At 63.4% G+C, this 16,148-nt stretch carries 19 protein-coding genes; 13 read left to right on the top strand and 6 right to left on the bottom strand.

Annotated elements, in window-relative coordinates; all coding sequences use genetic code 11:
• The first annotated feature begins 33 nt into the window (after positions 1 to 33).
• Complete coding sequence (locus DPM33_RS20055) at positions 34 to 663, top strand: DUF1638 domain-containing protein (protein WP_112099159.1); 630 nt, start codon at positions 34 to 36, stop codon at positions 661 to 663.
• A 5-nt stretch (positions 664 to 668) separates the two neighbouring features.
• Here DPM33_RS20055 and DPM33_RS20060 read toward each other — a convergent pair whose 3' ends face one another.
• Positions 669 to 1,583 carry an NAD-dependent epimerase/dehydratase family protein gene (locus DPM33_RS20060; protein WP_112099160.1) on the bottom strand — a complete coding sequence of 305 codons (915 nt, stop codon included), beginning with the start codon at positions 1,581 to 1,583 and terminating at the stop codon, positions 669 to 671.
• Positions 1,584 to 1,708: 125 nt separating this feature from the next.
• On the opposite strand from DPM33_RS20060, the gene DPM33_RS20065 reads away from it, so the two are divergent.
• From DPM33_RS20065 to DPM33_RS20090, 6 genes are all read left to right on the top strand, one after another.
• Complete coding sequence (locus tag DPM33_RS20065; protein WP_112099161.1) at positions 1,709 to 2,284, top strand: DUF4893 domain-containing protein; 576 nt, start codon at positions 1,709 to 1,711, stop codon at positions 2,282 to 2,284.
• Positions 2,285 to 2,378: 94 nt separating this feature from the next.
• A complete protein-coding gene (locus DPM33_RS20070; protein ID WP_112099162.1) occupies positions 2,379 to 3,161 on the top strand; it encodes a formyl transferase in 783 nt (260 codons plus the stop codon).
• 135 nt (positions 3,162 to 3,296) lie between these two features.
• Positions 3,297 to 3,599 carry a virulence factor gene (locus DPM33_RS20075; RefSeq protein WP_112099163.1) on the top strand — a complete coding sequence of 101 codons (303 nt, stop codon included), beginning with the start codon at positions 3,297 to 3,299 and terminating at the stop codon, positions 3,597 to 3,599.
• The gene (locus DPM33_RS20080) at positions 3,592 to 4,182 is read left to right on the top strand and encodes a methylenetetrahydrofolate reductase C-terminal domain-containing protein (protein ID WP_112099164.1); all 591 of its coding nucleotides are present in this window, start codon (positions 3,592 to 3,594) and stop codon (positions 4,180 to 4,182) included. The genes DPM33_RS20075 and DPM33_RS20080 overlap by 8 nt, the downstream gene beginning before the upstream one ends.
• Positions 4,179 to 5,270, top strand: a complete 1,092-nt coding sequence (locus DPM33_RS20085) for a methylenetetrahydrofolate reductase (protein ID WP_112099165.1) — start codon at positions 4,179 to 4,181, stop codon at positions 5,268 to 5,270. Before DPM33_RS20080 ends, DPM33_RS20085 begins: the two co-directional genes overlap by 4 nt.
• An 80-nt stretch (positions 5,271 to 5,350) precedes the next feature.
• Complete coding sequence (locus DPM33_RS20090) at positions 5,351 to 6,325, top strand: methyltetrahydrofolate cobalamin methyltransferase (protein WP_112099166.1); 975 nt, start codon at positions 5,351 to 5,353, stop codon at positions 6,323 to 6,325.
• Between the two features lie 79 nt (positions 6,326 to 6,404).
• Here DPM33_RS20090 and DPM33_RS20095 read toward each other — a convergent pair whose 3' ends face one another.
• A complete protein-coding gene (locus DPM33_RS20095) occupies positions 6,405 to 6,647 on the bottom strand; it encodes a hypothetical protein (protein ID WP_245442266.1) in 243 nt (80 codons plus the stop codon).
• A gap of 89 nt (positions 6,648 to 6,736) precedes the next feature.
• Here DPM33_RS20095 and DPM33_RS20100 point away from each other — a divergent pair, with 89 nt between their 5' ends.
• Positions 6,737 to 8,806, top strand: coding sequence for an ASKHA domain-containing protein (locus tag DPM33_RS20100; RefSeq protein ID WP_112099167.1), 2,070 nt, complete (start codon positions 6,737 to 6,739; stop codon positions 8,804 to 8,806).
• A gap of 23 nt (positions 8,807 to 8,829) precedes the next feature.
• Here DPM33_RS20100 and DPM33_RS20105 read toward each other — a convergent pair whose 3' ends face one another.
• Positions 8,830 to 9,852 (bottom strand): acyltransferase family protein, encoded by a 1,023-nt coding sequence (locus tag DPM33_RS20105; RefSeq protein ID WP_245442268.1) that lies wholly within the window; start codon positions 9,850 to 9,852, stop codon positions 8,830 to 8,832.
• 291 nt (positions 9,853 to 10,143) lie between these two features.
• Here DPM33_RS20105 and DPM33_RS20110 point away from each other — a divergent pair, with 291 nt between their 5' ends.
• Entirely contained in the window at positions 10,144 to 10,329 is a 186-nt protein-coding gene (locus tag DPM33_RS20110) for a hypothetical protein (RefSeq protein ID WP_112099168.1), read from the top strand.
• A 233-nt stretch (positions 10,330 to 10,562) separates the two neighbouring features.
• Positions 10,563 to 11,525: an alpha/beta hydrolase gene (locus DPM33_RS20115; RefSeq protein WP_112099169.1), complete on the top strand. Its 963-nt coding sequence runs from the start codon at positions 10,563 to 10,565 to the stop codon at positions 11,523 to 11,525.
• 1 nt (position 11,526) lies between these two features.
• Here DPM33_RS20115 and DPM33_RS20120 read toward each other — a convergent pair whose 3' ends face one another.
• Positions 11,527 to 12,426 (bottom strand): LysR substrate-binding domain-containing protein, encoded by a 900-nt coding sequence (locus DPM33_RS20120; protein ID WP_040981895.1) that lies wholly within the window; start codon positions 12,424 to 12,426, stop codon positions 11,527 to 11,529.
• Positions 12,427 to 12,646: 220 nt separating this feature from the next.
• On the opposite strand from DPM33_RS20120, the gene DPM33_RS20125 reads away from it, so the two are divergent.
• The 3 genes from DPM33_RS20125 (at position 12,647) to DPM33_RS20135 (ending at position 14,562) form a co-directional block, all read left to right on the top strand.
• A complete protein-coding gene (locus DPM33_RS20125; RefSeq protein WP_112099170.1) occupies positions 12,647 to 12,832 on the top strand; it encodes a hypothetical protein in 186 nt (61 codons plus the stop codon).
• A gap of 351 nt (positions 12,833 to 13,183) precedes the next feature.
• A complete protein-coding gene (locus tag DPM33_RS37460; protein WP_112099240.1) occupies positions 13,184 to 13,318 on the top strand; it encodes a hypothetical protein in 135 nt (44 codons plus the stop codon).
• 305 nt (positions 13,319 to 13,623) lie between these two features.
• Positions 13,624 to 14,562: a GlxA family transcriptional regulator gene (locus DPM33_RS20135; protein WP_425373546.1), complete on the top strand. Its 939-nt coding sequence runs from the start codon at positions 13,624 to 13,626 to the stop codon at positions 14,560 to 14,562.
• A 22-nt stretch (positions 14,563 to 14,584) separates the two neighbouring features.
• On the opposite strand, the gene DPM33_RS20140 is transcribed toward DPM33_RS20135, so the two are convergent.
• Both DPM33_RS20140 and DPM33_RS20145 read right to left on the bottom strand, forming a co-directional pair.
• Positions 14,585 to 15,376, bottom strand: a complete 792-nt coding sequence (locus tag DPM33_RS20140; RefSeq protein ID WP_112099172.1) for an ABC transporter ATP-binding protein — start codon at positions 15,374 to 15,376, stop codon at positions 14,585 to 14,587.
• Positions 15,373 to 16,146: an ABC transporter permease gene (locus tag DPM33_RS20145; protein WP_112099241.1), complete on the bottom strand. Its 774-nt coding sequence runs from the start codon at positions 16,144 to 16,146 to the stop codon at positions 15,373 to 15,375. Before DPM33_RS20145 ends, DPM33_RS20140 begins: the two co-directional genes overlap by 4 nt.
• Positions 16,147 to 16,148: the final 2 nt, after the last annotated feature.

Raw genomic sequence — 16,148 nt, forward strand, 5'->3', positions numbered from 1 at the left:
AGATTTTAGCCCCGCAGCGAAAGCCGGCCCGACTTGGTCAAGACGCAAAAAACGGAACCGAATCAAACAGACAGGCTACTCGTCATCGCCTGCGGGATGATTGCGCGCGAAGTTTTGGCCGTCAAGCAACAGCTAAGGCTCGACCATCTCGAACTGACCTGCCTGCCGGCCGAGTTCCATTTCTATCCGGACCGCATTGCGCCGGCGATGGAAAAGGCGATCGAGAAGGCCAAGGCCGAAGGCTACCACCAGATTTTCGTCGGCTATGCCGATTGCGGCACCGGCGGCCTGCTCGACCGCGTCATCGAGAAGCACGGCGTCGAGCGCATGGCCGGCCCGCACTGCTTTGCCTTCTACCAGGGCATGGACGCCTATGCGAAGGTCGCCGACGACGACATGATGTCGTTCTATATGACCGATTTCCTCTGCCGCCAGTTCGATGCCTTCTTCATCAAGCCGCTCGGCCTCGACCGACACCCCGAGCTGATCAAGGATTATTTCGGTAACTACGAGAAGCTGATCTATCTCGCCCAGACCGATGATCCGGAGCTCGACAAGGTCGCTGAGAAAGCCGCTGTTATGCTCGGCCTTGCCTATGAGCGGCGAGCGACCGGCTATGGCGATCTGACGAGCGAACTGGCCCGGGCGGCGGCCCGCGCCTGACGGTTTCACGCCTCCGCTTCGAGCGCCGCCAACACGTCGGCAAAACTCGTCTTGCAGACGAAGCCGAGGCGCTCCCTCGCCCGCGACGAATCGTAGACGCGGTCGATCGACGAGAACATCGTCCAGCCCTTCCTGACATAGAGGCGCGGATAGTTCGGGAAATAGCGCGCGACGACGGACGGCGCGTCGGCGATCAACTCGGCGCAATCCTGCGGCCGGAACGGTGTCGGCGCCGAGATGATGAAGGTGTCGAATCCGAGCCGCGGAGCCTTCTCCAACGCGGCGACATGCGCCGCGGCCGCATCCTCCACCGTCAGCCGCCGGAACAGCAACTCGTTCGCCTTGGTGTTGGCGTCGGATTGCTCGATCGCGTGCGCCATGTCGTCCGCTTCGGGAAAGAAGCGCGCAGTGCGCAGCACCACCACCGGCAGCCCATGCTCGATATGATAGAAGCGGCACAGATGCTCGGCCGAGAGCTTCGTCACGCCGTAGATGTTGCGCGGCTCCGGCGACATCTCCTCGGTCAGCCAGGCCGCCTTGCGCGCGCCGCCCTCAAAACCGGCGCGGATCGTCTGCGAGATCATCAGCGATGTCGTCGAAGTGAAGACGAAGCGCTGCACGCCACAGGCCACGGCGGCATCGAGCAGGTTGAGCGTACCTTGCACGTTCGTGGCGACGAAGACGCCGTTCTCGTAATGCTCGATGTTCGGCTTGTGCAGCGCCCCGCTGTGGATGATGGCCTCGATGCGATTCTCCCGAACGGTCTTCAGGACAAGGTCGCGATCCGCGATCGAGCCGACGATCTGCGTGCGAGCCGAGGCAACCGGATCGAGGCCGATGATTTCATGGCCGAGCGCCTTTAGCCTTGGCTCAAGCCCGCTGCCCAGCCACCCGGACGACCCCGTGAGCAAGATCCGCATCGATCGAACCTCCATTTTTCCGAGCTGCCGTTGTTAAGCATGGATGACAGGCGGTGGCGAACCGGTAAGTTGTGCGGCAGTGATGGAAAGAACTGTTCCAGCCATTGATTGAGGAAACAGATTTTATGACCCCGCGCCTGCTCTTTGCCGCCCTCGGCCTCGTCGCCCTCACCTTGCCAGCCCATGCCGACGGCGAGGTGCAGAAGCTGATCACATCAGCCGACAAGACGCGGCTGAACAGGTATGGCGAGACGCGCAAGGCGGCCCTCGACGAAGCCAAGGCTGGCGATCCGGCGGAGGTCAAGCAACTGGATGCGCTCCTTCTCAAGCCGCTCGTCGCCTTCTCCGACAAGGATCTCACCGGCAACTGGAAGTGCCGCACCATCAAGGCGGGTGGGTTAAGCCCGCTGATCATCTATGGCTGGTTCAAATGCAAGGTGACCGACGACGGCTCCGGCTGGCGGCTTGCGAAGATCAGCGGCTCGCAGCGCACCGCCGGCCGCTTCTTCGACGACGGCGAGAAGCGCGCCATCTATCTCGGCTCGTTCTCGGTCAATGACGACAAGGCCAAGCCCTATGGCAGCGGCCCCGAAAGCGACCAGGTCGGCTACGCCTTCCGCAACAGCGCCACCGAATGGCGGATCGAATTCCCCTCGCCCTATTACGAATCGAAACTCGACATCATGGAGTTCAAGCGCTGAGCCGAACCTTTGGCGCCTGACGGAAAGCCTTCGGCACACCAAGGATTAACCCGCGCCGAATAGCATCCGCCGGTCTCAAGAGCGGGTGCTTGCCATGGCGGCGTCGGAATCGAGTACGCGACCGATCGTGGTCGTCACCGAAGGTGGTCCGCATATCTGGGCCATCGTCAATGCGCTTGCCGATCGCGTCGGCCCGGTGAGCGTCATTCTCGAAGCCCCCGAGTCCAAAAAGCGCCTGCTCATGGGCCGCGCGCGGCGCCAGGGCTGGGTCTCGGCCATCGGCCAGGTCGGCACCATGGTGCTGACCAGGCTCGGCAAGCGCTTCCTTGCCGGCCACGCCGAGCGGCTGATCGGCGAGGAGAAGCTCGCGACCGAACCGCGGCAAGGCCAGTCGATCATCCCTGTGCCCTCGGCCAACGGGCCGGAATGCCTGAAGGAAATCACGGACATCGAACCGGGCGTCGTCCTGCTCGCCGGCTGCAGGCTGCTGTCGAAGGGCATGCTGGCAAAGATGCCTTGGCCGGTGCTCAACTATCATGCCGGCATCGCCCCGAAATATCGCGGCATGAATGGCGGCTACTGGGCGCTGGCCTCCGGAGACGCGCAGAACTTCGGCACCACGGTGCATCTGGTCGATGCCGGCGTCGACACCGGCGGCGTGCTGAAGCAGGCGCGCGGCAAACCCAAGACGGGCGACACCATCGCCAGCTACGCGCTGCGGCAGGCAGCCTTTTCTCGCGATATCTGCGTCGAGGCGGTCGGCAACGCGCTGGCCGGCAGGCTGGAAACGATCGATCCCGGGCTGCCGTCCAAGCAATGGTACCACCCGACGATCTGGTTCTACCTCTGGACCGGCCTGACCAAGCGCGTTTGGTGATCAGCCGGCAACGGATTTCAGCATTCGCTTTGCGTCATCGACAGCGTCGCTTTTGAAGGCGCGCGCGTCGTCCCATAACAAGCGGTCCAACGGCGCTTGCGGCAATGCTCCAGAACTTCGAGGAGTTGAGAATTCATGGCCGATCTGATCGTCGTCTATTGGCGCGACATACCCGCCCAGGTCATCGTCAAGAAGGGCCGGCAGAACGCCAAGCGCGAACTGCCGCTGCGCTTCACCGAGGCGATCGACATGTGCGCCATGCGCACCGGCGCCGGCGGCACCGACGACTATCTGGCGGAATGGCGCAAGGCCGACCCGATCCCTGTCGGCGACGACATCGAGGCCGAGGTCGAGAAGGCTTTTCAGGAACTCGACGCGAAATACGACCGCGAGCGGCTGGTCGCTCTGGTCAAGGCTGGCGGGAAAGAAAATGTCTGACAAGCAGCCGACTGTTACCCAGGCCACTTTGGTCAAGAAGGCGGCGCCGAAATCCGATTACAAGCCCGCCGACGTGTCGCCGCAGCGCCGCGTCCAGCGCACGTTTGCCGTGAGACTCTGGTCTATCCGGCACTCGCGACTGCTCGAATGGTTCTACAGCAGGTTCGCCGACGCCTTCCTGCTCTTGCACCCACTGTGGAAAGGCATCGGCTACGGTCGCGTCGAAGCTCCGGTGAAATTCGTCGAGAAGCGCGTCAAGGGCTTCATGTTCGACTGCCGCATGTGCGGCCAGTGCGTGCTCTCCTCCACCGGCATGTCGTGCCCGATGAACTGCCCCAAGCAGTTGCGCAACGGCCCGTGCGGCGGCGTCCGCGCCAACGGCAATTGCGAGGTCGAGCCGGACATGCCCTGCGTCTGGGTCAAGGCCTGGGAAGGCTCGCGCAACATGGTGCATGGCGACAAAATCCTGACCGTGCAGAAGCCGGTCGATCAGTCGCTGCGCGAAACCTCGGCCTGGCTGCGGGTGACCGCGCAGTCCGCCGCGGCGCGCGAGACGGCCCAGAACCCCGGAGCTTCGGCATGACCGCTCGCCAGCGCGACGAGAACCCCGCCGGCATCCACCTGCCGCTCGATTCCCTGCCCGGCCATACTTCGCGAGGCCGGCTGGAGCGCGTGCTGCGCCGCGGCGAGTTCGCGGTGACGACCGAGCTCAACCCGCCCGACAGCGCCGACCCGGAAGACGTCTACAACCGCGCCAAAATCTTCGACGGCTGGGTCGACGCCATAAACGCGGTCGACGCCTCGGGCGCCAACTGCCACATGTCGTCGGTCGGCATCTGCGCCCTGCTCACCCGCATGGGCTATGCGCCAATCATGCAGATCGCCTGCCGCGACAAGAACCGCATCGCCATCCAGGGCGACGTGCTGGGCGGCGCCGCGATGGGCGTCGCCAACATGCTGTGCCTCACCGGCGACGGCGTGCAGGCCGGCGACCAGCCGGGCGCCAAGCCGGTATTCGACCTCGATTCCATGTCGCTGCTCGAAACCATCCGCATCATGCGCGACAACGGCAAGTTCCTGTCCGGCCGCAAGCTGACGACGCCGCCGCAGGTTTTCCTCGGTTGCGCGGTCAATCCTTTCGCGCCGCCTTACGACTTCCGCCCGATCCATCTCGGCAAGAAGATCGCCGCCGGCGCGCAGTTCGCGCAGACGCAGTACTGTTTCGACGTGCCGATGTTCAGGACTTTCATGCAGAAGGCCCGCGATCTCGGCCACACCGAAAAGCTTTTCCTGCTCTGCGGCGTCGGTCCGCTCGCTTCCGCCAAGACGGCGAAATGGATCCGCTCCAACGTGCCGGGCATCCATATCCCCGATGCGGTGATCAAGCGGCTGGAAGGCGCGCAGGATCAGAAGAAGGAAGGCAAGCAGCTCTGCATCGACATCATCAACGAGGTGAAGGAAATCCCGGGCGTGGCGGGCATCCATGTGATGGCCTACCGCCAGGAGGAGTATGTCGCCGAGATCGTCGATGAATCAGGCGTGCTGAAAGGCCGCCAGCCCTGGCAACGTGAGATCCGCCGCGACGACCAGATCGTCGCCGAGCGGCTCGACCATATTCTGCACGACGAGATTACCGAAACCCAGGTGGACATGGTGAAGACCGCGCATTGACAGCGCGGTCGGCACGATCTGCTTGAACGAAATCAGATAACGATATAAAGAACTCTTTATATCCCCGACGGAGAGATCGCATGACCCGCACCATCGTCGCCTCGGCGACCCGAGAAATCGTCATCGGCTTCGATCAGCCCTTCTGCGTGATCGGCGAACGCATCAACCCGACCGGCCGCAAGAAGCTCGCCGCCGAAATGGTGGCCGGCAATTTCGAGACCGTCATCAAGGACGCGCTGGAGCAGGCCGCCTGCGGCGCCACCATGCTCGACGTCAATGCCGGCGTCACCTCGGTCAACCCGAATGAGACGGAGCCGGGCCTGCTGGTTCAGACGCTGGAGATCGTGCAGGGACTGGTCGACCTGCCGCTGTCGATCGACTCTTCCGTCACCGCCGCGATCGAGGCCGGTCTGAGGGTTGCCAAAGGCCGCCCGCTGGTCAACTCCGTAACCGGCGAGGAGGAGAAGCTCGAGGCCATCCTGCCGCTGGTCAAGAAATACAACGTCCCGGTCGTCGCCATCTCGAACGACGAGACCGGCATCTCGATGGACCCGGACGTCCGCTTCGCCGTCGCCAAGAAGATCGTCGAGCGTTGCGCCGACCATGGCATCCCGGCGCACGACGTCGTCGTCGACCCGCTGGTTATGCCGATCGGCGCGCTGGGCGATGCCGGCCGCCAGGTGTTCGCGCTGCTGCGTCGCCTGCGCGAAGAGCTCAAGGTCAACACCACCTGCGGCCTCTCCAACATCTCCTTCGGCCTGCCGCACCGCCACGGCATCAACGCCGCCTTCATCCCGATGGTGATCGGCGCCGGCATGACCTCGGCCATCATGAACCCGGTGCGTCCGCAGGAAATGGAAGCCGTGCGCGGCGCCAATGTGCTGAACGGCACCGACGAGAACTGCACCAACTGGATCCGCACCTACAAGGATTACAAGCCGGCCGAAGGCGGCCATCCCGTTGCCGCTCCGGTCGCGGTGACCGCGCCTGGTGACGGCGCTGCCGCCGGCGGCCGCCGCCGCGGTGGTCGTGAAGCCCGCATGGCCAGGGGATAAGCGCGCAATCGTGAGCCGCATCGCAAACAGCGCGGGTCCGATCGCATCGTGGATGCGGTCGGACAGCTCTGCTTTGCGTTCAGGCCGCGCCCAGTATGGCGTCGAACAGCGCCATGCCCGCCCACGATCCGAAGATGCCGGTCACGCCACCGATGATGAAATCATCGTCATACGCGGGCCAGTAGGCGTGCAGCACCAGCGCGCCGACGATCGCGCCGAGAATCCCGGTGGCAAGGTATTGCGGATTGCGCAGCCACGAGCCCTTGATCACGCGCACCATGGTGAACGCGGTGAGGACGGCGGAGAGCAGCAGATCCGACATGGTTGGCCCCTGGACCAGCAGACTCTCCACCCAACTGTAAAACGATCCGTTAAACGGCATCGGCAATTGCCATCGAGACGCGTGCCAGCATGAATCCTCCGCCCAACATCACCGATCCGCTCGTGCTGTTCATGCCGTCCGGCAAGCGCGGGCGCTTTCCGGTCGGAACGCCGGTGCTCGATGCCGCGCGCCAGCTCGGCGTCTATGTCGAAAGCGTTTGCGGCGGCCGCGCCACCTGCGGCCGCTGCCAGATCGAGGTGCAGGAAGGCAATTTCGCCAAGCACAAGATCGTCTCCTCCAACGACCACATCTCGCCCAAGGGCGCCAAGGAGGAGCGCTATGAACGCGTGCGCGGCCTGCCTGAGCGCCGTCGCCTCTCCTGTTCGGCCCAGATCCTCGGCGATCTCGTCATCGACGTGCCGCAGGACACGGTCATCAACGCCCAGACCATCCGCAAGGACGCCGACACCAGGGTGATCGCCCGCGATACGGCGATCCGCATGTGCTATGTCGAGATCGAAGAGCCCGACATGCACAAGCCGCTCGGCGATCTCGACCGGCTCAAGATCGCCCTGATGAAGGATTGGGGCCTCAAGAATCTCGAATTCGACTTCTACCTGATGCCGCAGGTGCAGGGCATCCTGCGCAAGGGCAACTGGGCAGCCACGGCCGCTATCCACAAGGATGCCGACAGCGATATCGCGCGCGTCATCGCGCTGTGGCCCGGCCTGAAGAACGAGGCCTACGGCCTTGCCTGCGACATCGGCTCGACCACCATCGCCATGCATCTGGTGTCGCTGCTGTCGGGCCGCGTCGCGGCATCCTCAGGCACGTCAAATCCGCAGATCCGCTTCGGCGAGGATCTGATGAGCCGTGTCTCCTATGTGATGATGAACCCGGACGGCCGCGAAGGCATGACCGTTGCCGTGCGCGAGGCCATATCCGGCCTCGTCGACAAGGTCTGCGTGGAAGGCAACGTCCAGCGCAACGACATCCTGGATTCCGTCTTTGTCGGCAATCCGATCATGCATCATTTGTTCCTCGGCATCGATCCGACCGAGCTCGGCGGCGCGCCCTTCGCCCTCGCCGTGTCCGGCGCCGTGCGTATCAAGGCCTCCGACATCGGCCTGAAGCTCAACCAGGGCGCCCGCCTGTATATGCTGCCCTGCATCGCCGGCCATGTCGGCGCCGATGCCGCTGCCGTCACCCTGTCGGAAGGCCCGCATCGCCAGGACGAGATGATGCTGATCGTCGACGTCGGCACCAATGCCGAGATCGTGCTCGGTAACTCGATGCGTGTGGTCGCGGCCTCCTCCCCCACCGGCCCGGCCTTCGAAGGCGCTGAAATCTCCGGCGGCCAACGCGCCGCGCCAGGCGCCATCGAGCGCGTGCGCATCGACCCGAATACTCTGGAGCCGAAATACCGCGTCATCGGTTCGGAGCTGTGGTCAGACCAGCCGGGCTTCATCGAGAGCGTGCAGGCGACCGGCGTCACCGGTATCTGCGGCTCCGGCATCATCGAGGTGGTGGCGGAGATGTATCTCGCCGGCATCATTTCCGAAGACGGCGTCGTCGACGGATCGCTCGGCATGCGCTCGCCGCGCATCGTGCCCAACGGCCGCACCTTCTCCTACGTGCTGAAGGAAGGCGAGCCGAAGATCACCATCACCCAGAACGACGTGCGCGCCATCCAGCTCGCCAAGGCGGCTCTCTATGCCGGCACCAAGCTGTTGATGGAAAAGCAGCACACCGACCATGTCGACCGCATCCATTTCGCCGGCGCGTTCGGCTCCTTCATCGATCCGAAATATGCCATGGTGCTCGGCCTGATCCCCGACTGCGACCTCGACAAGGTCTCGGCCGTGGGCAACGCCGCCGGCGCCGGCGCCCGTATGGCGCTGCTCAATCGCGGCTACCGGCGTGAGATCGAGGAGACCGTGAGCAGGATCGAGAAGATCGAGACGGCGCTAGAACCGAAATTCCAGGAGCATTTCGTCTACGCCATGGCGCTGCCGAACAAGGTCGACCCCTTCCCGAAGCTGGCGGCTGCGGTGAAGCTGCCGCCGCGCAAGGCAATGAGCGAGGACGGCACTGCCGGCGACGCGACCCCGCGCCGGCGCTCGCGCGAGGAACGCGCGGCAAGGCGCGGCCGCGACTAAGGCAGGTCAAACGAACAGCGAGCTCATTCCGCGGCCCCTGCGGCTGCGGCGCTTCTTGTTTTCACAACGCCCTTGGGGCGTTGCGGGTGCAGCAGCGCGACCAGCGGCTTTTCGACGACCAGATAAAGCACCGCCGAGAACGCAATCGTGCCGACCAGGATCGTCGCCGGCTGGAAGACCACCGGGAGTCCGATCCGCAAGACGACACCCGTCGTCAGGACGCCGACCACGACATGCCATAGATAGATCGAATAGGACGCATCGCCGAGAAAGCTGGGCAAGGCAGCTGGCCTGAATGGCCGAGCCTGCTCGGCAAAGACCGCGCTCGCCACGATCAGTGTGGCCGGAAGCCCCCAGCACAGGACTCGAGGCATGTCGGCTTCGACCAGCGGGCTGGCCGCAAGCATAAGAAATCCCGCGCCGGCCATCGCAAGCGCCGCTCCGAACGGAAGCCTGGCGCCCTGGAGCCACCAACGACCGACGACGACGCCGGCCGCGAACTCGAGCACGACAGGATCCGTAAAGGCACGCGCACGCCCCGGGGGGAACGCGAAATGCAGCACGACGATGGCCACCAGGGCGCCCACCAGAACGCCGAACCGCCAGCGCTCGCCAAGGAACAGGACCAGGCTGAAGACGACATAGAACATCATTTCATAGCAGAGCGTCCAACCCTGTATGACGACGGGATGCAGCGCGTCGTCCTGCAGAACCGGCACGAAGAACAGCGAGCCGGCGAAATTCGCGGCACTGAGGAAATGGCCGTAGAAGAACTGCGGCTTGATGAGGACGCCCGCCGCGGTCAGCAGCGTGACGATCCAGTACAAAGGCACGATGCGGGTGATGCGGCGGCTCATGAAACGCCAGGGATCGGCCGGCCGGCCCGCCGTCGTCACCCACATGATGAAGCCGCTGATGACGAAAAAGATGTCGACGCCGGCTGCTCCGACGTCGAACGGTCCGCCGAACTGCTCGCTGACGTGAAAGAAAACCACCGCGCATGCGGCGAGCGCCCGCAGATATTGAATACTGTGGATGCTGGTCACGATGCTCGGGTCCAAACCGAGCTACGCTGCATTGCATGCAGTCGATATCGCATTGCACAATAACAATGCAGCTGTCCGTTGCTGTCAACCCCGCTCGAGGCAACTATCTGGATAGAGCCGGAATGCCCAATGGTCGAATTCGTTTGTATGCAAATGTTTCCGGAATCGCGCGATCCGGAAACCGAAACACTGTTTTCGTGAAATCGATCCGATACATGCGTGACGCATTTAACGGACATCGCATGGCGGCCGGGATAGCTCGGCCGCCGCTGCTCTCAAAGGGAGATGAAAATGTCGATGTTCGATAATCTCAGCCGCTTCGGTGTGACCATCAGGCATGCGCATGCCAATAACAAGGCGATCCGTCAGTTGAACAGCCTGCCGGCGCATGTCCAGAAGGACATCGGTTGGCCGGCCTCGCCGCCGAGCGACCCGCAGGCAGCCCTTCACAAGCTGCTTCTGGGCATGCCGCGCTGATGACCTTCGCCGACAAATGCAAGTTGCTCGGCAAGCGCCGGAGCCAGAACGCGGCCTCGGCAACCGCCGACAACAAATTGCGCTCAGCGCTGCTGCCGAAGCGGCGCTGACGCTGGCCCCATCGGATCACGCCGATGTGCCAGCGGCAAAATCTTGAAATTTTTAACTGACATACAATCTTCGGATAGCAGGGGATTTCTCTTAGTCGGCTCCGCCGAGATCCGTGTATCCGTATGCCCAGTTTGAAAAGCCATCTCGTTTCATTCGTTCTGCGGCACAGCCGCAAGAAGGCCTTTTCCAGTCCCGAAAACCTGCAGCGCTGGATCGCTTACGCCCGCAAGACCGAGGACCATCATCCGCCTGCCTTGCTCAAGGCGCGGTTGGCCATCACCGAGACGGAAATCGACGGCTTTCCCGTCTATGAGATCGCCCCGAAAGCGGGCGAGCGCCGGCGCATCCTCTACATGCATGGCGGCGCCTATGTCTTTCAGATCACGTCCTACCATTGGGGGCTGATCGCCGAGATGGCCGAACGCCTCGGCTTCGGCGTCACAGTGCCGGTCTATCCGATCGCGCCGGAGCACGATTTCCATGACATGTTCGGCATGGTGGGCGACGTCTACCGGCGCATGCTCGAGGACACCGACGCCGAGGACATCGTCTTCATGGGCGATTCCGCCGGCGGAAATATGGCCGTCGTGCTAACCATGATAGCCGCCGAGGAGGGCCTGCCCTCGCCGTCGCGTCATGTGCTGATCTCGCCCGGCCTCGACATGTCGCTGTCCAATCCGGAAGTGTTCGAGGCGGAGCGCAACGATCCCTGGCTCGGCATTCCGGGCGGACTGGAAGCGATCCGGCTCTACAGCGCCGGCTTCGAGCGCTCCGACTGGCACATCAGCCCGCTCTACGGCGATCTCTCGGTGCTGCCGAAGACATTGCTGCTGACCGGCTCGCGCGATCTGCTCAGCCCCGACAGCCTGATCTTCGCCGAAAGGGCGCGCGCCGCCGGCGTCGAGGTCGACGTGGTCTACGAGGAAGGCATGTTTCATGTCTGGCCGCTGATCGAAATGCCGGAAGCGCGCCGCGCGCGCGACAGCATCGTCGGCTTCCTGAGCGTTCCGGCACCACGTGGCGCCCGCGCGCGGCCCAGGCGAAGGGCTGCCTTCGCAGCCCGCCCCGCGCCGGTGGCCGAATAGCTCAGAACTTGCCGGTTTCGCGGAACAGTTCGAACGTCGCGCGGATGTGATCGGCGACGGCCTTCACCGGCGCGCTGGCGTCGGGCGCCACCACCATGGCGAGATTGTAGGTGCCGATCTCCGGCATGCCGTCCTTGGCGCCCAGCGAGACCATCTCGTCGCCGAGGAAGGACTTTGGCAGCGGCGCCACCGCAAGATCGGCCATGATGGCGGCGCGCTGCCCTGCCGTATGGGCGCTCATATAGGCGATGCGGTAGTTGCGGCCCTCGCGCCCCAGCGCCTCCAACGCCCCTGCCCGCCAGGCGCAGCCTTCTTCCCAAAGCGATACCGGCAGCGGTTCGCGCAGATGCGCGCAGCCGCCCTTGGCACCCGCCCAGACGATCGGTTCGGTCAACAGCACCTCGGCGCCGATCGCGCTGGTCTTGTAGGAATTGGTCAGCAGCGTGATGTCGAGCGCGCGGTCGTCCATGCGGCGGCGCAGATTGATACTCTGGTCGATGGTGACGTCGACGGCGATCGACGGATGCGACTGGGCAAAACGCTTCAGCACATGCGGCAGCACGCGCTCGCCATAGTCGTCCGGGGAACCCAGCCGCACCACGCCGACAATGTCGGGAATAATGAACTTCGACACCACCTCGCGGTTGATCGACAGCAGCCTGCGGGCATAGCCGAGCAGCATCTCGCCATCCGTGGTCAGCGTCACCGAACGCGCGTCGCGCGCGAAGACGGAACGGCCGAGGATGTCTTCCAACTTCTTGATCTGCATGGAGACGGCCGACGGCGTGCGGAACACGGCGTTGGCGGCGGTGGTGAAGCTGCCGGTCTCGGCAATCGCCACAAAGGTGCGCAGCACATCGAGATCAAGCAGTGGTAGGGGATGATTGAGCGGGGCATTCATGGGAGCCTGCCTTCAATTTTTCTGATGCAATCGATCATTCCATTTCGTTTGATTGAACATCACTCCAGGCGCATAGTCAACTCGATCGATGCAGGCTGCTGCCAAAGGCAGCCACGAAACGACCCTGACACAGTCCTGCAATCGACATGAAGTGAAGCTGAAACAGACCTGACTTAACGCAATGCCGGGCGCCTCCCTGTCCGCATAGAGGAGAAAGAAAATGTCTATCCTGTCGTCCATCGGTCGGCTTGCGACCGAATTCAGCGCGGCCCGTGCCCGCTACCAGACCGAACGCGCCATCCATGCGCTGCCGATCGAACTGCAGAAGGATATCGGCTGGCCGGAAGCCGCCGATGCCAAGAGCGGCACGCGCCTCGGCGTCGGAAGCTGGGCTGGAGCAAAGTAGCCAAGTGTGTATGGAGTTCTGAAGGCCTGCCGCGTCAGCTCGGCAGGCCTTTTGTTTGTTTTGCGCCTTTTTTATTTGCACTCAAACGACTTTTCCAGCCATGCGGCCGCTGCATGACGCATATGAACCACCCGCATAGCGGGTTAATTTTCAAATTAAAGCACTGTAAATAATAGGAAATTTTAGGCAACCTGCCCAAAAACGTCGCAAACCATGTCGCTTTTCATATCAAGCGCTTCGTTTTTGCGATTTAGTTTTTGCTGAAGCGAGCCTATATGAGCGTCAGCAAAAACGAGCTGCCCCACTCCTTAAGCGAAGGCGACCCGTCTGAGCAACCAAATGGAGATGATGATGAAGCTCTTTGCCCGCCTGTTTGCCCGCCGTGAAATGAACCTGACGACCGCTTTGGAGCGTCAGCGTCTCGCCAAGACCATGCCCGGCCAGACCGGCGCCGTCGCCGCTGCCCGCCTCGGCTTCATTGCCTGAGACGATCCGGCATTACTGAATTCGACGCCGCCCGGCTTGCCGAGGCGGCGTTTTCATTTGGGTATTGCCACTTGTCGTCGGTACGACGACGCCCTGCGGTTGCACGCATTGCCCATTTGCGACCCGTGTCGCAAATAAAATCTTCACTTGGCCGCCTACCCGATTGACAGGAATGGTTTTTCCTGATGTCGCTATGCTGTTCGCGACATCCTGTTCGCGTCATGGCTGCGTGAGGTTTCACCGTGAATGCCGTAAAACATCCGATCAAGAGATCGTTTGTGTTCTTCCTCGTCCCCGATTTCACCATGATCGCCTTCGCGACGGCGCTCGACCCGCTGCGTTCGGCCAACCGGATGCTGGGCTACGAGGCCTACCGGTGGCGCCTCGCCAGCATCGACGGCAAGCCGGTGCGCGCCTCGAACGGCGTCGAATGCGCCGTCAACACTTCGCTCGAGGAAGAGCGCAAGAAGATGGCCGGGCCGGACAGACCGAACATGGCGATCGTCTGCAGCGGCGTCAACGTCGAGCGCTACCACAACAAGTCGGCCTTCGCCTGGCTGCGCGAGGAATACAACCGCGGCGTCGCGGTGGGCGGCCTGTGCACCGGCGCGCATATCCTGGCGGCCGCCGGCCTGTTGTCCAACAAGCGCTGCGCCATCCATTGGGAGAACCTGCCGGGCTTCTCCGAGGCCTTCCCGAAAGCCAATGTCTTTGCCGATCTCTTCGAGGTCGATCAGAACGTCTATACCTGCGCCGGCGGCACCGCCGCGCTCGACATGATGCTGAAGCTGATCGGTGACGATTTCGACGAGAGCCTCGTCAACCGCGTCTGCGAGCAGGTGCTGACCGACCGCGTGCGCAGCCCGACCGATCGCCAGCGCCTGCCGTTGCGCGCCCGTCTCGGTGTCCAGAATTCCAAGGTGCTCACCATCATCGAGCTGATGGAGGCCAATCTTTCCGAGCCGCTGTCGCTGATCGAGATCGCCGACCATGTCGACCTTTCCCGCCGGCAGATCGAGCGCCTGTTCCGCACCGAGATGGGCCGCTCGCCCGCCCGCTATTATCTGGAGATCCGGCTCGACCGCGCCAGGCACCTGCTCATCCAGTCGTCGATGCCGGTGGTCGAGGTGGCGGTGGCCTGCGGCTTCGTCTCCGCATCGCACTTCTCCAAATGCTACCGCGAGCTCTACGCTCGCTCGCCGCAGCAGGAGCGCGTCGACCGCAAGCAACTCTTGGCGGCTTGAACAAGGCAGAGAACGCAGCCGTCTAGGCGGACTGCGTCTGCGCCGTCCGCACCGCCTCGATGCGGATGTCCTCGGTGAGTTGCGCCTTGAGAGCGGAAAATTCAGGACTGGTCTTCAGCGTGTAGTGGCGCGGATGCGGCAGGTCGACCGGGACATCCGATTTGATGCGGCCGGGCCGGGCGCTCATCACGATCACCCGCGACGCCATGAAGATCGCCTCCTCGATGTCGTGGGTGACGAACAGCACCGTCTTCTTGCGCCGCTCCCAGATGCCGAGCAGCAATTCCTGCATCAGACCGCGCGTCTGGTTGTCAAGCGCCCCGAACGGCTCGTCGAGCAGAAGGATTTCCGGGTCGTTGGCCAGCGCCCGGGCGATCGCCGTGCGCTGCTGCATGCCGCCCGACAGCTGTTTCGGCCAATGGTTCTCGAAGCCTTTCAGGCCGACGAGATCGACATAGGAGGCGACGATCTCGTTGCGCTCGCGCTCGGCCCTGCCTTGCTCGCGCAGGCCGAAACCGATGTTTTGCGCGACCGTCAGCCAGGGAAACAGAGTGTAGGACTGGAACACCATGCCGCGATCCGGTCCCGGCCTCGTGACCGCCTTGCCGTCGAGCAGCACGCGGCCCGTGCTCGGCGCTTCCAGTCCGGCGACGATCCTGAGCAATGTCGACTTGCCGCAGCCGGACGGGCCAAGGATGGTGATGAAGTCGTTAGCCGCCACTGCAAGGTCGACCGGCTGCAGCGCCCGCACCGGCTGCCCGCCCCCTACCCCCGCAAAGGTCCGCGAGACGCCCTCGATCAGAAGCTTGCTCATGCCAGGCTCCACGGATAGAGCCAGCGGTTGAGCGCCTTGAAGGCGAAATCCGACAACAGCCCGATCAGCCCGATGACGATGATGCCGAAGATGATCTGCCCGGTCGCCAGCCGCGACTGGCTGTTGATGATCATATAGCCGATGCCCGACGACGAGCCGATCAGTTCGGCGACGATGACATAGGTCCAGGCCCAGCCGAGCACCAGCCGCAGCGTTTCGGCGATCTCAGGCGCATTGGCCGGCATGATGACGCGCTTGACGATGCCGTTGTCGGTGGCGCCCAGCGTATAGGCGGCTTCGACCAGGTCGCGGCGCGTAGCGCCGACCTTGACGGCGACGATCAGGATGATCTGGAACACCGAGCCGACGAAGATCACGAGCAGCTTTTCGAATTCACCGATGCCAGCCCACAGGATGAGCAGCGGAATGAAGGCCGATGCCGGCAGGTAGCGCGCGAAGGATACGAACGGTTCGAGGAAGGCTTCGACCGGCTTCCAGGCGCCCATGGCGATGCCGATCGGCACCGCCACGATCGAAGCCAGCGCGAAGCCGCCGAAGACCCGCCAGATGGTGATCGATATGTCGAGCCAGAATCGATCTTCGACCAGCAGCCGCCAGCCGTCCTTCAGCATCGACAGCGGATCGGCGAGGAAGATCCGGTTGACATGGCCGCCTAGTGTGATCCACGCCCAGAAGGCCACGAACAACACGAAGAAAGCGATGCCGAGCACGGTTCGCGTGCCCGGCGCAACGGGGTGCAAGGGACGCAGCA

The sequence above is a fragment of the Mesorhizobium hawassense genome, assembly GCF_003289945.1.
In the GTDB taxonomy this organism is placed as follows: domain Bacteria; phylum Pseudomonadota; class Alphaproteobacteria; order Rhizobiales; family Rhizobiaceae; genus Mesorhizobium; species Mesorhizobium hawassense.

Excerpts from the sequence above, each read along its gene's own strand:
- DPM33_RS20060 (WP_112099160.1), bottom strand. The coding sequence starts at position 1,583 with ATGCGGATCTTGCTCACGGGGTCGTCCGGGTGGCTGGGCAGCGGGCTT.
- DPM33_RS20065 (WP_112099161.1), top strand. The coding sequence starts at position 1,709 with ATGACCCCGCGCCTGCTCTTTGCCGCCCTCGGCCTCGTCGCCCTCACC.
- DPM33_RS20070 (WP_112099162.1), top strand. The coding sequence starts at position 2,379 with ATGGCGGCGTCGGAATCGAGTACGCGACCGATCGTGGTCGTCACCGAA.
- DPM33_RS20075 (WP_112099163.1), top strand. The coding sequence starts at position 3,297 with ATGGCCGATCTGATCGTCGTCTATTGGCGCGACATACCCGCCCAGGTC.
- DPM33_RS20080 (WP_112099164.1), top strand. The coding sequence starts at position 3,592 with ATGTCTGACAAGCAGCCGACTGTTACCCAGGCCACTTTGGTCAAGAAG.
- DPM33_RS20085 (WP_112099165.1), top strand. The coding sequence starts at position 4,179 with ATGACCGCTCGCCAGCGCGACGAGAACCCCGCCGGCATCCACCTGCCG.
- DPM33_RS20090 (WP_112099166.1), top strand. The coding sequence starts at position 5,351 with ATGACCCGCACCATCGTCGCCTCGGCGACCCGAGAAATCGTCATCGGC.
- DPM33_RS20095 (WP_245442266.1), bottom strand. The coding sequence starts at position 6,647 with ATGTCGGATCTGCTGCTCTCCGCCGTCCTCACCGCGTTCACCATGGTG.
- DPM33_RS20100 (WP_112099167.1), top strand. The coding sequence starts at position 6,737 with ATGAATCCTCCGCCCAACATCACCGATCCGCTCGTGCTGTTCATGCCG.
- DPM33_RS20110 (WP_112099168.1), top strand. The coding sequence starts at position 10,144 with ATGTCGATGTTCGATAATCTCAGCCGCTTCGGTGTGACCATCAGGCAT.
- DPM33_RS20115 (WP_112099169.1), top strand. The coding sequence starts at position 10,563 with ATGCCCAGTTTGAAAAGCCATCTCGTTTCATTCGTTCTGCGGCACAGC.
- DPM33_RS20120 (WP_040981895.1), bottom strand. The coding sequence starts at position 12,426 with ATGAATGCCCCGCTCAATCATCCCCTACCACTGCTTGATCTCGATGTG.
- DPM33_RS20125 (WP_112099170.1), top strand. The coding sequence starts at position 12,647 with ATGTCTATCCTGTCGTCCATCGGTCGGCTTGCGACCGAATTCAGCGCG.
- DPM33_RS37460 (WP_112099240.1), top strand. The coding sequence starts at position 13,184 with ATGAAGCTCTTTGCCCGCCTGTTTGCCCGCCGTGAAATGAACCTGACG.
- DPM33_RS20135 (WP_425373546.1), top strand. The coding sequence starts at position 13,624 with ATGATCGCCTTCGCGACGGCGCTCGACCCGCTGCGTTCGGCCAACCGG.
- DPM33_RS20140 (WP_112099172.1), bottom strand. The coding sequence starts at position 15,376 with ATGAGCAAGCTTCTGATCGAGGGCGTCTCGCGGACCTTTGCGGGGGTA.